This is a genomic window from Streptococcus parasanguinis CC87K, assembly GCF_000507765.1.
Classification (GTDB): domain Bacteria; phylum Bacillota; class Bacilli; order Lactobacillales; family Streptococcaceae; genus Streptococcus; species Streptococcus parasanguinis_J.
Window position 1 is genome coordinate 1125079 of sequence record NZ_KI669401.1, and the last position, 15340, is coordinate 1140418.

Below are 15340 nucleotides of genomic sequence, written 5' to 3' on the forward strand. Positions count from 1 at the left end.
TCGCATATAGTCAGCTCAAGTATATCATATAAGTGTGGGAATTTCAATCAAATTATCTGAAAATTATTTATTTTTTCTACAATTATGCACAATTCAGAAAAATGGCGATGAGATAACATGGATTTTATAGAATGAAACAAAAAAGATTGAAGACCTTCATCTTCAATCCTTTAACTAATTAGCGTTTGTATTGTTTCAAGAAACGAGTCATTTTTTCTTGAATTTGAGCCAATTCATCCACACGTGGGAGGTAAACGATCCGGAAGTGATCTGGGTCCTTCCAGTTAAAACCACGGCCATGAACCAAAAGAATCTTTTCTTGCTTCAAGAATTCTAAAACAAATTGTTCATCGTCATCCACTCGGTACATATCCCGATCAATCTTAGGGAAGATATACAATCCAGCCTTTGGCTTAACAGCTGAGAGGCCCGGAATCTCATTGATGGCTTTGTAAATAAAGTTCCGTTGTTCGTAGATTCGACCACCTGGAAGCAAGAGTTCATCCACAGATTGGTAACCTCCAAGAGAGGTTTGCACAACATGTTGAGATAAAACATTTGAGCAAAGACGCATATTGGACAACATGTTCAAGCCTTCGATATAGCCCTTCACATGATGCTTCGGACCAGACAGAACCATCCAACCAACACGGAAACCTGCAATCCGGTGAGATTTTGACAAGCCATTCATACTCACACAGAAAAGATCTGGCGCTAAGCTTGCAATAGCCGTGTGTTTTTCGCCATCCATGACCAAGCGATCGTAGATTTCATCCGCAAAGATGATCAAGTTATTTTGGCGAGCAATCTCTACAATCTCAAGCAAGATCTCATCTGGATAGAGGGCACCCGTTGGGTTATTCGGGTTGATGACAACGATGGCTTTGGTATTTGAGGTAATTTTCGACTTGATATCCTCGATATCTGGATACCAGTTTGCTTCTTCATCACAAAGATAGTGAACCGCATTCCCACCAGCTAGGCTGACAGCTGCTGTCCAAAGAGGATAGTCCGGCATAGGAACCAAGACTTCATCGCCATTGTCGAGCAGTCCTTGCATGGACATGACGATCAGCTCACTCACTCCATTTCCAAGGTAAATATCATCAATATCCACATTTGGAATTTTTTTCAACTGGCAGTACTGCATGATGGCCTTGCGGGCTGAAAAGATCCCTTTTGAATCCGAATAGCCTTCACTATCACGCGCATTCATGATCAAATCATGGATAACTTCATCTGGAGCTGTAAAGCCAAATTCAGCAGGATTCCCTGTATTCAAACGAAGAATTTTTTCTCCATTTGCTCGCATGCGCATGGCTTCTTCCAAGACTGGACCACGAATATCGTAAGCGACATGTTCGAGTTTGCTTGATTTATTATATTCCTTCATATTCTGCCTCGATTCACGAAATTATCTCTATTATACCACTAGTTCAAATAGAGTACAAATTGAGGACTTTAAAAATTCTGTAAAAATATACCAGAAAAGTGAGACTTTACCTTTACATTCTAGCTTAAAAGGAATAAAATATAAGTGTATAAAGAATAGAAAAACTTCTGTTCTATCCATGTTTTCAAGCTATAAGGAGGTAGGGTTATGTCTCAAAAATACGAAAACATCATGGTCGCCGTCGACGGTTCTCATGAAGCGGAATTAGCCTTTGAAAAAGGGGTTAATGTTTCTCTTCGCAACGGCTCTAAATTGACTATTGTTCACGTCATCGATACCCGTGCCCTTCAAAGTGTCTCAACCTTTGATGCTGAAGTCTACGAAGAATTGCAAGAAGAAGCCAATGAATTGCTCAAAGGCTACAAGGAACGTGCTGAAAAAGTCGGGGTTCAAAATATTGCGACTGTTGTAGAAATGGGAAATCCAAAGGTCCTCTTGGCCAATGATATCCCAAGCAAAGAAGGGGTTGACCTTATTATGGTCGGAGCTACCGGACTCAATGCATTCGAACGCTTAATGGTCGGATCCTCCTCAGAATACATCCTTCGCCACGCCAAAGTAGACTTACTAGTGGTGCGCGATAAGGATAAAACCATGTAAGAAAGAAAAAGTTTGGAACCTTTGTTCCAAACTTTTTTAGTTGTCTTTTTTTGCTTCTTTTTGTTTCGCGTGTTTTTCGTAGGCCTTGAGCTGGCGATCGAGTTCTTTTTGGATAGCTGGTTCTGGGGCGTATTTTTCTTCCCAATCATCTGGCTTCAAAATCTTGTGAGTCACTGGATCAAAGTGCGCTCTTCCATCTGGGAAAATCTTACCCATATTTGCCCGATGAACAATCTCAAAGACCTCTTCAGGATCCACTCCCATTAGAACAAAGCTACCATAAGTCAGATAGAGGGTATCGATCAAGGCATCGACCTGTCCCACCATGGAAATCTCAGCCGAATGCTTGCTACGCACCTTATCTGCAGCCTTATCCAAAGCTTCGTGAAGGGCCGCTACCGAGCGATCGAATTCTTCCTCACTTGAGCTAGCTGCTCGAACAAATTCCACCAATTCCTCTTGCTTGAACATGGTCCGGTAAAGGGCATCTTGAGGTTGCCAGACCACTGGTTTCTCCTGGGTTTCCCCATCCATCACGCCATGGAAGGTTTTGACCTTATTGAAGTGATCATCCTTAGAAAGAAAGAGTTCTTTCTCTGAGAGAATACCAAAGTGTTGCAGGGCTTTTTGAATGCCATCCTTGCCATTACTAGTCGTGGTATGCTTGGCAATCGCCTTGACACTTGTCGTCCCATTTCCCATCGCAATGGACAAACCAACTCCCGAAAGCATCTCTAAGTCATTATCAGAATCTCCAAAAGCCATCACTTCATCGATGTCAAAACCAAATTCCTGACCAACGATGCGGATCCCTTCTAACTTGGAAATCCCTGGGTTGAGGACATCTGCTGCAAAAGGACTAGAACGTGTGAATTTCAGATGTGGAAACTCTTTTTCAATTTTTGCAGTCTCTTCTGGACTCGATAAGATCAACACTTGGTAGATTGGTTCTTGCGCTAGTGCATAGAGGGTGTCCTGATCTTGTGGGACGACCTTGCTAACCACTTTGTTAAATCCACGACTGACTGTACGGGCCATTTTGCGGGGCACAAAGCGACTGGACCAGGTTGAAATAGGACTCATCCCAAAACTCATAATCCGAGAACCAAATACCCCATCCTTGGTACCGAGAGCAATTTCCTTGCGGTGTTCTTGAGCATAGTCAATTAGTTGGTGCAGACTCTTTTTATCGATTGGGCTAGTAAACAGCACGCGGTCCTTGGTCAAAATATACTGACCATTATAGGTCACTGCAAAATCAAAACCATAGCGTTCCATAAACGGTTTGACAAAGGCCGGTCCCCGCCCTGTCGCAAGGCCTACATAGATCCCTTCTTCCTTTAAAGACTGAATAGCTTTTTCTGTTGATTTGAGGACTGCTCGACTATCATTCACCAAGGTTCCATCGATATCAAAAAAGACTGCTTTTATTTCCATGTCTACTGTTTCTTTCTTTTTATGATAAAATAAATTATATCATATATTCCAAGGAGCTTCACATGTTTAAGAAAATTTTAGCACTACATACCGGAGGGACCATTTCGATGGCGGCAGATGACTCTGGGGCAGTGATTACCAATGAAGTCAATCCCATGACCCAAGTTACTTCACCAATTGAAGGGATTGCAGTCACCTCGGAGGACTTCTTCAACCTTCCCAGCCCTCAAATGACACCCCGTCACATGTTAGCTCTATATCAAAAAATCAAAGAGGAAGCTCACAACTACGACGGCATCGTTATTACCCACGGGACAGATACGCTGGAAGAAACGGCCTATTTCTTGGATACCATGGAGTTACCAGAGATCGCTGTGGTCATTACAGGAGCTATGCGAAGCTCCAACGAGCTCGGAAGCGATGGCGTCTACAATTTTCTGACAGCCCTTCGAGTAGCTGCAGATCCAAAAGCACGTGATAAAGGGGTCTTAGTCGTCATGAACGATGAAATTCATGCGGCTAAGTACGTCACCAAAACCCACACCACCAATGTCAGCACCTTTCAGACACCAACCCACGGCCCACTGGGGTTGGTCATGAAAAAGGAAATCCTCTTCTTTAAAACAGCCGAGCCAAGGGTGCGCTTTGATCTCGATACAATCGATGGTTTCGTTCCGATCATTGCTACCTATGCAGGGATGAAAACCGATCTGCTGGACATGCTGGATCTTTCAAAGCTTGATGGTCTCATTATCGAAGCCTTTGGAGCAGGAAACATCCCTAAAGAAACAGCACATAAACTCCAAGAATTCATGGATGCAGGTCTTCCAATCGCTTTAGTATCCCGTTGCTTCAATGGAATCGCTGAACCCGTCTACGCATATGAAGGAGGAGGCGTCCAACTCCATCAAGCAGGTGTCTTTTTCATCAAAGAATTAAATGCACCCAAAGCGCGCATCAAACTCCTCATCGCCCTCAATGCCGGCCTAAAAGGACAAGAACTCAAAGACTATATCGAAGGGTAAAATAAGATACAAAGGGCGTAGCGGATACAGTCAAAATAGGGAATACGACGAAGAATCCAAAAGATTCTAGGAGGATTCATCTTTTTGACACAATCCGCAGCCCGTGTTCAATTAATAAGATACAAAGCCCGTAAAATGCCAAGTGAAAATAGGAAATTGTCGCCGGGAGCGAAGCTCACAAGAGAATTTATCTTTTTCACACAGCATTTAGGGCGTGTTCAATTCGTGTAACGGCAAGCACTATGGTGACTTGCCGACACGACTCACTAACTCCTCAGGCGGATGGTATCGATCCACCTTCGTCCTGTCGCAGTTCAACAAGATACAAAGCCTGTAAAATGCAATCTTAAAGGGAGTAGAGTGGAATCCAAAGAATTTCCACTCTACTCCCTTTTTATATTTTAGTCTAAATGTTCTTTCTTTTCTAAGTAAAGCGAGAGCAAATGCCAATCGGGGTGTTCGCGCCAATCTGGCGTGGCTACGATCTGGCTGGCAACTTTCCTTGCTTCTTCCAGAATGGGATAATCTTCTACCAAATCCGCCACTTGAAATTCTGGAATCCCAGATTGACGGGTTCCAAAGATTTCACCTGAACCCCGCATTTTCAAATCTTCTTCCGCTAGCACAAAGCCATTGGTCGTCTCTGTCATGATTTTCATGCGCTGTTTGCCACTATCTGTCTTAGGATTGGCTACTAGAATAGCATAGGATTGCTTGCTTCCCCGACCAACCCGGCCTCGAAGCTGGTGAAGTTGGCTAAGACCAAACCGATCTGCATCCATAATGACCATAACGGTCGCATTGGGTACGTTGACTCCTACTTCAATAACGGTCGTAGACACCAAAACATCGACTTGGTGCTCTTTAAAGGCCTGCATGATGGCATCTTTTTCTTCACTTTTCATCTTCCCATGAAGAAGAGAAACGCGTGCTCGCTGCCCAAAGAAGGCCTCTAGCTCTTCTTGGAGGGCAAGGGCATTTTTCAAATCTAGCGCCTCTGACTCCTCAATCAGTGGAGAAATAAAATAAGCTTGAGAACCTTTGCCAAGTTCTTTGACTAACCAGTCGAGGACCACTTCTAACTGCTCATGCTTGACCCAACGTGTGATGATTTCCTTTCGTCCCGCAGGCATCTGATCAATAATGGACACATCCATATCTCCAAAGGCTGTAATAGCCAAGGTCCGGGGAATAGGGGTAGCCGTCATCATCAGGACGTCTGGATTTTGTCCTTTTTCTCGAAGAATACGGCGCTGGGAAACCCCAAAACGGTGCTGCTCATCAATAATGACCAAACCTAGATCTTGGTAGTGAACTCCCTCTTGAATCAAGGCATGTGTCCCCACAATCAGTTGAGCTGTTCCTGAGGCGATCTCTTCTAAGACTTCTCGTTTCTCAGCCGCCTTTAATCCTCCTGTTAGAAGGGCAATTGGCAAGTCCGGAAAAAGATTTTGCAAGCTTTCCTTGTGCTGCTCTGCCAAAATCTCCGTTGGAACCATCAAGGCAGCTTGCTTCCCAGCGCTTAAGGCTGCATACATGGCAAGTCCAGCCACGACTGTCTTCCCGCTTCCCACATCCCCTTGTAAGAGGCGGTTCATATGATAAGGCGAGGCCATATCTGTCAAGATTTCATTCAGGCTGTTTTCTTGAGCTTGTGTTAGCTCAAAAGGAAGCTGTTTTTTTCGTTCTCCTAATTTTTCTGGATCCCAGGCCAAGGAAATCCCTTGGCTGGCATCGTGGTTTTCTTCTTTTAGCACTTGGAGTTGCAGCTGGAAAAAGAGGAGCTCTTCAAATTTTACCCGGCGAAGAGCTTGCTTGTACTCTGCCAGATCCTTAGGAAAATGCATAGCTCGCACTGCTTGGGAACGAGACATAAGTTGATAACGATCTCGTAAGATCTGGGGGACATTCTCTTCTAAAAGCTGGTCCAAACCCTGGTCAAACGCTATTTTGATCAATTTCACCAGGCTGTTTTGGCTGACTCCTTGCGTCACTCGATAGACCGGCTGCAAATCATCTTCCACTTGAGCCAGGAGTTTCATCCCTGTCAAACTCCCCTTGGCCTTGTCCCATTTCCCAAAAATCGCCACTGTCTGCTGAACCTCAATTTTGTCTGCTAGATAGGGTTGGTTGAAAAAATTAACCGCAATCACTTGGTCTCCCTGTTTGATCGAAAAACGCAAGCGATTTCGTTTGTAGCCATAATATTGGACATTGGCTGGTGTTGCTACCACCCCAGAGATGACTGCTTTTTCACCATCTTCCAACTCTAAAACATTGCGCGTTTTGAAGTCTTCATAGCGAAAGGGAAAATACAAGAGCAGATCTTCTAAGGTTTCAATCCCTAACTTTTTAAATTTTTCCGCCGATTTTGGACCAACTCCAGGCAGTACGGATAAGGGTTGGTGTAGATTCATTTCTCCTCCTTTCTTTCATAAAAAAGCAGGTCCATCCGGGAAAATCCCACCTGCTTCTTCTTATTCTTCATCTGTATAGTCACGAGGAATCCGATCACTCAAGAGACAGACCACTTCATAATTAATGGTACCACGGTAATCTGCAACCTCTGTTGCCGTGATTTCTTTTTCGCCCTCTCGTCCAATCAGGGTAACCTTGGTCCCCAGAGGCAATTCTTCAGGAAGGCGAACCGTTATCTGGTCCATCGAAACGCGACCAACAATGGGACAATAGTCCCCCTTAATCAGCACATGAAAGTTTTGCATCTCTCGGATCCAACCATCCGCATAGCCAATAGGAATCGTCCCGATCCATTGGGGTTCTTCTGTCGTATAGGTTGCTCCGTAGCCAATATCTTGACCAGCTTCTAACTGTTTCACATGAACTAACTCACTCACCAAACTCAAGGCTGGCTTGATTTCATAAGGCAAGGCTAACACAGAACCACTGGGATTCAAACCATACATGACATCTCCCAAGCGCACAGCCGTGAAAATCGTATCCGCATGCCACAAAGAAGTGGCTGAATTACTCGCATGGACAATGGTAGGAAGGGTTTCAAGAGCAGCCAATACTTCTTTGAAAAACTGGTATTGCGCTTGAAATTTTCGATCATCTGCCTCATCTGCTGTTGCAAAATGAGTAAAGATCCCTTCAATTTCAGCTCCAGCTGCTAAGAGGAGGCGTTCAGCCTCTTTGATATCTTCGATTCTTCGGAATCCAATCCGCCCCATTCCTGAATCCACCTTGATATGGACCTTCAATCCTGAAAGATCTGCTTCTTGTCCAAGCAATTGATCCAACCAAGCAAGACTCGCCACTGTTAAGCGGATGTCATGCTCTTTGGCTAGATTCACTGTTTCACTTGGCACAACTCCTAAAATCAAAATAGGGTGTTGCAAACCTTCTTCACGAATTTCAAGGGCTTCATCCATATTGGATACACAAAAGCCATCAACCTGAGGCGCCAATTTTTTGGTTACTGCAACGACCCCATGACCATAGGCATTGGCCTTGACGACTGCATATTTCAAGGCTTGACTCGGAATATGGTCACTGACTTGTTGCACATTAAAGGCAATGGCATCCAAATCGACTCTAGCAACAGTTGGTCTATGTTTACTTGCTTTCATTTTCTTCCTCCAAAATGACACTGGTCGACACTAGGTCTCCCTTATGACTGATCGAAATCCATACCTTCCCAGAAAAAGGAGACTTGGAAAAATAGGGAGCTCCGTGGGCATCATTTAAAATTTCTAAATCTTGAAAACCAACTGGTCCAATCCCTGTTCCCATTGCCTTTGAAAAGGCTTCTTTGGCGGACCATCGGCCCGTTAAATATTCCATTTTCCGTTTTCCAGACAATTCCTCAAAGCGCTCTCGCTCAGCCTCAGTTAAGACTTTTTCAGCGAATCGGGTATTCTTCTGATAGGCTTTTTCAATCGCAGCGATCGATTCGATATCGATGCCATGTCCTTTGATCATCTTGTTTTATCCTTATTTATCGTTTCAGTATCGTTTTACTGACAAAAGAGAAGGGGCTAAAGAATCACTCCTTCCGCCCCTGCCTTTTACTTATTCATCGTTGCAATTTCTTTGACCAAGGCCTGTGTTTTTTCCCAACCCAGGCAAGGGTCTGTGATGGATTGACCATAAACCACTGGTTCATTTTGACGGCCATCTTCTAGATAGGATTCAATCATGAAACCACGAACTAAAGTTGCCAAATCCTTGTTCCAAGCACGGTTCATCATGGTTTCTCTCACGATGCGTACTTGCTCTTCGAATTGTTTACCAGAATTGTCATGGTTGGTATCCACCAGGATGAAAGGATGTTGCAAGCCCATTTCGCTATAGCGTTTTGCTGCCGCTAGCAAATCTTCATAATGGTAGTTTGGAATATTCTTACCACTTGCATCCAAGCCCCCACGAAGGATCGCATGAGCTAAAGGATTTCCTGATGTTTCCACTGCTTGGGCATTGAACAAAAAGTTTTGGGGATGTTGGGCTGCATAAATCGCATTGAACATGACAGAAAGATTTCCAGAAGTTGGATTCTTCATGCCGGTCGGAGCAGAGATCCCACTAGATACAAAGCGGTGCTCCTGGTCTTCAACTGATCGCGCTCCAATGGCATGATAAGAAATCAAATCTTCAACATAAGGAAGACTTGCTGGATAAAGCAACTCATCCGCAGTTGTCAAACCAGTTTCTGTAATCACACGGTAGTGGAGATGTCGGACCGCTTTCAAACCGTCCACAAAGCTTGGTGCTGCATGTGTATCTGGTTGGTGCATCAAGCCTTTATAGCCATCCCCGTTAGTCCGAGGCTTAGCCGTATAGACCCGCATCACAATGAAAATCTGATCTTTGACTTTCTCTTGCAAGTCTGCCAAACGACGGGCATACTCCATCACAGCTTCTTCATTATCAGAAGAGCAAGGCCCGATCACAAGAAGGATCCGTTGGTCTTCTCCTTTGATAATAGCTTCCAATTCTCGATCACGCGCTTCTTTGCGCTCCAAGGCTAGACCTTCCAAGCGGTAAAGCGAAGTGATCTCTTGCTCATCAATCTTATTGCTCTTCGTAATGAATACCATACGGCCTCCTTATGCTAGCTAGACCCATCCTCTTTCTATTTCAGAGGAGCTCTTAAAATTTACGTCCGTGACAGTTTTTGAATTTCTTACCTGAACCACAAGGACACAAATCGTTGCGTTTCACTTGTGACAAGTCAATATCTGCTGGAATATCTTGTTGTTGCGCTGCAATGTTGCGAGTCGCAGTTGTTGAAATACTGTGTTCCGTACGTGGACGTTCTTGTTCGTGAATTTGGGCTTTCATCATGAGACGAGTCACATCAAATTCAATCGATCCAATCATATCGTTAAACATACGGAAACTTTCTGATTGGTATTCTACCACTGGGTTATTTTGCGCATACCCACGGAGTCCAACCGCATTTCGCAATTGATCCAAAGCATCGATATGGTCCGTCCACTTGCTGTCCACTACACGAAGGATCAAGACTTTTTGGAATTCTTGCACAGACTCTTCGTCACGCAATTTCGCTACTTGGCTAGCATAGATTTCTTCTGCACGTGCATACAAGTAATCGATAACTTCCTTGTCAGATTTTCCTTCAATATCGCTTGCAGAAATCGTATCTTCCGGAACCAAATTGTATTTGGCAAAGTTCAGAATCGCTTCAACGCGTTCTTCCTTACTTGAGTGGCTGGCTCCTTCAACAATCCGTTTGATGGTCCGTTTGATCATGGCCTTGATTTCAGGCGCCAAATCACGGTTAGCTGTGATGACATCATAGCGTTCAGCGTAGATAATTTCCCGTTGTTCCCGCATCACGTCATCGTATTGAAGGACTTGTTTACGGGTATCGTAGTTGTTTCCTTCAACCCGTTTTTGAGCACCCTCTACCTGACGTGTGAACATGTTTGAACGGATGACAGATTCTTCTTCGCTCAACTTGAAGCGATCAAGCACTGCTTTGATCCGTTCAGAACCGAAACGACGCATCAATTCATCTTCAAGAGACAAGTAGAATTGAGATTCACCTGGATCCCCTTGACGTCCTGAACGTCCACGAAGCTGGTTATCGATCCGACGGCTTTCGTGACGTTCTGTCCCGATGACACACAGTCCACCGAGTTCGCGAACACCTTCACCAAGCTTGATATCGGTACCACGTCCGGCCATGTTGGTCGCAATGGTAACAGCACCACGTTGACCAGCGTTCATGATAATTTGCGCTTCTTTGTAGTGGTTTTTCGCATTTAAAACTTCGTGAGGGACACCTGCTTGAACCAACAATTGAGAAAGGTAATCACTGGTTTCAACGGCAACGGTACCTACTAGGACTGGTTGACCTTTTTCATGACGAGACTTGACATCTTCCACAACTGCCTTGAATTTTGATTTCAAGCTTGGGTAGAGAAGGTCTGGATGGTCAATACGGGCAATCGGACGGTTGGTTGGAATTGGAATCACGCGAATGTTATAAATTTCACGGAATTCTTCTTCTTCAGTTTTCCCTGTCCCTGTCATCCCTGACAACTTCTTGTACATACGGAAGAGGTTTTGGTAAGTAATCGATGCAGATGTTTTGGTTTCTTCTTGAACTGGAACACCTTCTTTGGCTTCGATCGCTTGGTGAAGCCCATCAGAATAACGACGACCTTCCATTGTCCGACCAGTAAATTGGTCGACGATCAAGATTTCTTGATCCTCACTGACCACATAGTCAATATCCAAAATCATGATGTAGTTGGCACGAAGGGCGTTGTCAATAAAGTGGGTCAAGGCTACGTTTTCAATATCGTACAAGTTTTCAAGATTGAAGTAACTTTCTGCCTTATCAATCCCTGAATCGGACAAACCGATGGTTTTAGATGGGACATCGATAATGTAATCGTCCTCTGTCAAGGTCTTCACATAAGCATCCGCCATGTGATAGAGCTGGCTCGTATCAGAAGCTGTCTGACCAGAAACGATCAACGGAGTACGAGCTTCGTCAATCAAGATCGAGTCTACCTCATCGACCAAGGCGTAGTTCAATGGACGTTGAACCATGTTTTCTGCACGAACAACCATGTTGTCACGCAGGTAGTCAAACCCGATCTCTGAGTTGGTTGAGTAAGTGATATCACAGAGGTAAGCTTCTTTTTTCTCAGCTGGAGATTTTGCTGCCAGGTTGATCCCTACTGAAAGGCCAAGCCATGAGTAAAGTTCTCCCATCTCTGTTGCATCCCGCTCTGTCAGGTATTCATTGACGGTAACAACGTGTACCCCTTTACCAGACAAGGCATTCAAGTATACAGGCATGGTTGCTGTCAGGGTTTTTCCTTCCCCTGTACGCATCTCTGGAACGTCACCATGGTGAAGGACGATCCCCCCCATGACCTGAACCTTGTATGGGAACAAACCAAGAACCCGTTTTGCAGCTTCACGAACAACTGCAAAAGCCTCGTACAAGAGATCATCCAAAGACTCACCATCTTGGTAGCGTTGCTTAAACTCAACTGTTTTCACTTTTAATTCGTCATCCGTCAAAGCTGCCATTTGGTCTTCATAAGAAAAGACCTTATCAGCCATTTTTTCAAGGCGTTTGATTTCGCCTCGATCATTTTCAATAATTGTTTTTACTAAATTTGCCATTTTTTTCCTTACTTTGATTTTTTCAAAATCTAAAATGTTCTTTTTATTCTAGCATTTTTTAAACATTTTTTCAAGATCAAGGATGTATCTTACAAGACTTTCGAGTGGGGTTTTTCGTGTGAGAAAATCCAAAAAGATGCCTGCTCAAGCAGACATCTTTTCTATATGCGATAGTTATTCAGACAAATGGTAAGAATAGCTTGCCACAACCACTTCTTCATGCCAACGAAGTGCGTACTTCAATTTCAAACTCATTTGGTTATGGAGAATATTTTGCCAATGTTTTTTAGGGATGAATTGAGGGACTAAGACTGTGACAGTATTCCCTTTTTCTTTAGCTTCCTCAGCTACTTTAGAGACAAATTCAACTGTTGGTTGAATAATATCCCGGTAGCTCGTCATGACATTTTCAAAGCGAATATGAGGGAAATAGTGCTTAAATTCTTCTGCCACCTCTGCATCTTTAACCTTGGTTTCTTCTGTTGAGACATGCATGGCTATGACGTCATTTCCGAGGCTATTGGCATAACTCATCGCTCCCACACTTACCTGAGTGACATTTCCAACAAGGACGATCACGGTATTGCCCGCATAACTTGTCTTTTCGATCTTACCTCCCAAGCGCAATTGAGCCGCAACTTTATCATAGTGATTGCGGATACTCAAGAACATCCAAAGCAAAAGACTAATAATAGGGAAGAAGGGCCAGATTTCACGCAGACGGAACAGCAAGAGGATCAAGACAATACCATAACAGATAGCTGCCCCGAGGATATTGGCAAGCGAATACTTGAGAAATCCTTTTTGATATTGGCGTTTCCAGTGGATAACCATCCCTGTTTGAGAAAGGGCAAAAGGAATGAAGACCCCAATGGTATAAAGCGGAATCAAGCTTTCTGTTTGCCCATCAAAGATCAAGAGCAAGACGATGGCACCAACCGCCAAGGTCAAAATCCCATTGGAATAGCCCAGACGATCCCCTTTTTCCATATACATGTGTGGCATGTATTTGTTTTTAGCCATGTTAAAGGCCAACATTGGAAAGGCTGAGAACCCAGTATTCGCCGCAACTGCCAGGATCAAGGCTGTTGATAATTGGAAAACGTAGAAGAAGGCTTGTCCGACCGGAGAATTTCCCAAGATCGCTTGGGCCATTTGAGCTAGAGTTGTTACCCCTTTTGCTGGTACGACACCCACCCAGTAATTGAGGAAGGTAATCCCTGCAAACATGATCCCCAAAATCAAAGCCATAATGGTCAAGGTAGAAGCTGCATTCTTTGCTTTTGGTTTCTTAAAGAAAGGAACCGAATTGGAGATGGCTTCAACCCCTGTTAGGGAAGCGGATCCACTCGTAAAGGCCCGCAATAAGAGAATAATACTAACCCCTGAAATGGTTTGACCCACATGAGCAGTTGCGTTATAGGCCAAGTGACCCGTCAAGATTTGGATCACACCATAGCCGATCAAGGCAATGGTACTGACAATGAAAAGGTATACCGGAATCATCAATGATGTCGCTGATTCACGTAGCCCCCGAAGGTTCATCAGCATCAAAATCAAGACCAACAAAATGGAAATGTGAAGATTATACGGATGAAGAGATGGAATCGCTGACGTGATGGCATCTGCACCAGAAGACACAGATACTGCTACCGTCAGCATGTAGTCGACCAAGAGGCTCCCACCAGCGATCAACCCCGCTTTGGGAGACAAGTTCTCCGTAGTCACCATGTAGGCCCCTCCCCCTTGAGGGTAGGCATGAATGACCTGGCGATAAGAAATCGTTAAACTGGCTAGGAGAACCAGGACCACAATCCCAATCGGAATAGACCACCAAATGGCTCCCGCTGAAACGGTCATCAAGACCAGGATAACTTGCTCTGGACCATAGGCAATAGAAGAAAGTGCGTCACTAGAAAGCATGGCCAAGGCCTGCATTTTCCCTAGCAATCCACCTTCACCTTCTGCACCAGATTTCAACGGACGGCCAATAAACCATTTTTTCAATGTTGAAAACATAAAAAACTCCTTGAAAAAAGATCATGAGGCCGGGGATTCCCTGCCTCTTTTCATAAAACAGGGGTTATTCTACTCCTTTTTTTCAAGACTGTCAACCGAAATAGTGAAATTTTCATAAAGTTTTCATTATGTTCATCCATTCAAGCTCTTTTAGATCGGCCTGCTTCTTTTCAAATTGATCCAAGCAAAAAACGAGGCTGGGACAAAAATCCTAGCCTCTCAATTATTTTTGGATTGTCGAGCAAGACGCAGTGGTTGAGTGGGCTCTACTGCGCTGATTTCATCAGCTTTTACAGCCCTACTCAACTGTGCGGAGGTGGGACGACGAAATCGAATTCTAACGAATGACAGATTTCTGTCCCACTCTCACTTTTTTATTTTGCTTGATTTTCGACATAAAAGGCAATGACATCCGAAGTGTACTGGGCTGTGCCAACTCCAAACTTGTCGATGTTTTCCTTGAATTCTGGGTTATAGACATAGCCTTTGCCGATATGGCCAAAAACCTCTATAGAGCAGTCAAATCCATACGTTCGAATCGCGTCTAAAAGTTTGGCGGCTTCTTCTTGGTTTTCCGACGCTGTTACCGGCAAACCAGCTTGGAGGTTTTTCGCCAAGACTTGGAAGACTTGATTAAAGGCTCTTGTCGCCTCCTCTTCTCGACCTTTTTGACGTTCAAGCGCTTGGTCCATGACTTCTTGACCGTACTTCTCTACCGCCTCTTGCTGGTATTTTTGAGTATCTTGGTAGCTAAATCCAGTAAATTTTTCCTCAATGGTCATTTTTCTTTCTCCTTTTTGTTCTTGAATGGTTTTTTGCAAGGTAGAAATCAAGGTATCCAGACGTTGTCTTTCTTGAGTCAAATAGTCCAACTGTTTGGTTAAATGGGGTAATAAGTTAGATTTTTCTTCGGCTAAGAGTTCTGCTATTTGGTCTAAGGAAAATCCTAGATACTTGTAGTAGAGAATCACCTGTAATCGTTCTAAATCTTCTTGACTGTATGTCCGATAGCCATTTTCAGATTTGACAGGGACGAGAAGTCCTATCTTGTCATAGTGGTGCAAGGTCTTGACAGAGACACCTGACAGCTCTGCAGCTTCTTTGATATGATACATGATTTCCTCCTTACAAGGATAGTATAATCCCTCCCCTTAGGTCAGAGTCAAGACTTAACATA

11 protein-coding genes are annotated in these 15340 nt (G+C 44.0%); 2 read left to right on the forward strand and 9 right to left on the reverse strand.

What is annotated here, in order from left to right; translation table 11 throughout:
* Window positions 1–178 precede the first annotated feature (178 nt).
* Window positions 179–1393 (reverse strand): pyridoxal phosphate-dependent aminotransferase, encoded by a 1215-nt coding sequence (locus HMPREF1195_RS05505; RefSeq protein ID WP_003008537.1) that lies wholly within the window; start codon window positions 1391–1393, stop codon window positions 179–181.
* A gap of 207 nt (window positions 1394–1600) precedes the next feature.
* On the opposite strand from HMPREF1195_RS05505, the gene HMPREF1195_RS05510 reads away from it, so the two are divergent.
* Entirely contained in the window at window positions 1601–2053 is a 453-nt protein-coding gene (locus HMPREF1195_RS05510) for a universal stress protein (RefSeq protein WP_023918966.1), read from the forward strand.
* 36 nt (window positions 2054–2089) lie between these two features.
* On the opposite strand, the gene HMPREF1195_RS05515 is transcribed toward HMPREF1195_RS05510, so the two are convergent.
* A complete protein-coding gene (locus tag HMPREF1195_RS05515) occupies window positions 2090–3490 on the reverse strand; it encodes a Cof-type HAD-IIB family hydrolase (RefSeq protein ID WP_023918969.1) in 1401 nt (466 codons plus the stop codon).
* Window positions 3491–3552: 62 nt separating this feature from the next.
* Between HMPREF1195_RS05515 and HMPREF1195_RS05520 the strand changes: the two genes are divergently transcribed.
* On the forward strand, window positions 3553–4515 hold the full coding sequence (locus tag HMPREF1195_RS05520) for an asparaginase (protein ID WP_003013345.1): 963 nt from the start codon (window positions 3553–3555) through the stop codon (window positions 4513–4515).
* A 401-nt stretch (window positions 4516–4916) separates the two neighbouring features.
* Here the strand turns inward: HMPREF1195_RS05520 and recG are convergent, their stop codons facing one another.
* The 7 genes from recG to HMPREF1195_RS05555 all read right to left on the reverse strand — a co-directional run bounded on the left by recG (window position 4917) and on the right by HMPREF1195_RS05555 (window position 15278).
* Window positions 4917–6932, reverse strand: a complete 2016-nt coding sequence (gene recG, locus HMPREF1195_RS05525) for an ATP-dependent DNA helicase RecG (protein WP_023918971.1) — start codon at window positions 6930–6932, stop codon at window positions 4917–4919.
* Window positions 6933–6992: 60 nt separating this feature from the next.
* Entirely contained in the window at window positions 6993–8105 is a 1113-nt protein-coding gene (gene alr / locus HMPREF1195_RS05530) for an alanine racemase (protein ID WP_023918973.1), read from the reverse strand.
* On the reverse strand, window positions 8092–8457 hold the full coding sequence (gene acpS, locus HMPREF1195_RS05535) for a holo-ACP synthase (RefSeq protein WP_003005615.1): 366 nt from the start codon (window positions 8455–8457) through the stop codon (window positions 8092–8094). Before acpS ends, alr begins: the two co-directional genes overlap by 14 nt.
* An 86-nt stretch (window positions 8458–8543) precedes the next feature.
* Window positions 8544–9572 (reverse strand): 3-deoxy-7-phosphoheptulonate synthase, encoded by a 1029-nt coding sequence (locus HMPREF1195_RS05540; protein ID WP_023918975.1) that lies wholly within the window; start codon window positions 9570–9572, stop codon window positions 8544–8546.
* A gap of 52 nt (window positions 9573–9624) precedes the next feature.
* On the reverse strand, window positions 9625–12144 hold the full coding sequence (gene secA, locus HMPREF1195_RS05545) for a preprotein translocase subunit SecA (RefSeq protein WP_023918977.1): 2520 nt from the start codon (window positions 12142–12144) through the stop codon (window positions 9625–9627).
* 174 nt (window positions 12145–12318) lie between these two features.
* A complete protein-coding gene (locus HMPREF1195_RS05550) occupies window positions 12319–14163 on the reverse strand; it encodes an APC family permease (RefSeq protein WP_023918979.1) in 1845 nt (614 codons plus the stop codon).
* A 374-nt stretch (window positions 14164–14537) separates the two neighbouring features.
* Window positions 14538–15278, reverse strand: coding sequence for a MerR family transcriptional regulator (locus HMPREF1195_RS05555; RefSeq protein ID WP_023918981.1), 741 nt, complete (start codon window positions 15276–15278; stop codon window positions 14538–14540).
* Window positions 15279–15340: the final 62 nt, after the last annotated feature.

What these genes read in the sequence shown, in the direction of transcription:
- HMPREF1195_RS05505 (WP_003008537.1), bottom strand. Translation starts at nt 1,393, where the DNA reads ATGAAGGAATATAATAAATCAAGCAAACTCGAACATGTCGCTTACGAT.
- HMPREF1195_RS05510 (WP_023918966.1), top strand. Translation starts at nt 1,601, where the DNA reads ATGTCTCAAAAATACGAAAACATCATGGTCGCCGTCGACGGTTCTCAT.
- HMPREF1195_RS05515 (WP_023918969.1), bottom strand. Translation starts at nt 3,490, where the DNA reads ATGGAAATAAAAGCAGTCTTTTTTGATATCGATGGAACCTTGGTGAAT.
- HMPREF1195_RS05520 (WP_003013345.1), top strand. Translation starts at nt 3,553, where the DNA reads ATGTTTAAGAAAATTTTAGCACTACATACCGGAGGGACCATTTCGATG.
- recG (WP_023918971.1), bottom strand. Translation starts at nt 6,932, where the DNA reads ATGAATCTACACCAACCCTTATCCGTACTGCCTGGAGTTGGTCCAAAA.
- alr (WP_023918973.1), bottom strand. Translation starts at nt 8,105, where the DNA reads ATGAAAGCAAGTAAACATAGACCAACTGTTGCTAGAGTCGATTTGGAT.
- acpS (WP_003005615.1), bottom strand. Translation starts at nt 8,457, where the DNA reads ATGATCAAAGGACATGGCATCGATATCGAATCGATCGCTGCGATTGAA.
- HMPREF1195_RS05540 (WP_023918975.1), bottom strand. Translation starts at nt 9,572, where the DNA reads ATGGTATTCATTACGAAGAGCAATAAGATTGATGAGCAAGAGATCACT.
- secA (WP_023918977.1), bottom strand. Translation starts at nt 12,144, where the DNA reads ATGGCAAATTTAGTAAAAACAATTATTGAAAATGATCGAGGCGAAATC.
- HMPREF1195_RS05550 (WP_023918979.1), bottom strand. Translation starts at nt 14,163, where the DNA reads ATGTTTTCAACATTGAAAAAATGGTTTATTGGCCGTCCGTTGAAATCT.
- HMPREF1195_RS05555 (WP_023918981.1), bottom strand. Translation starts at nt 15,278, where the DNA reads ATGTATCATATCAAAGAAGCTGCAGAGCTGTCAGGTGTCTCTGTCAAG.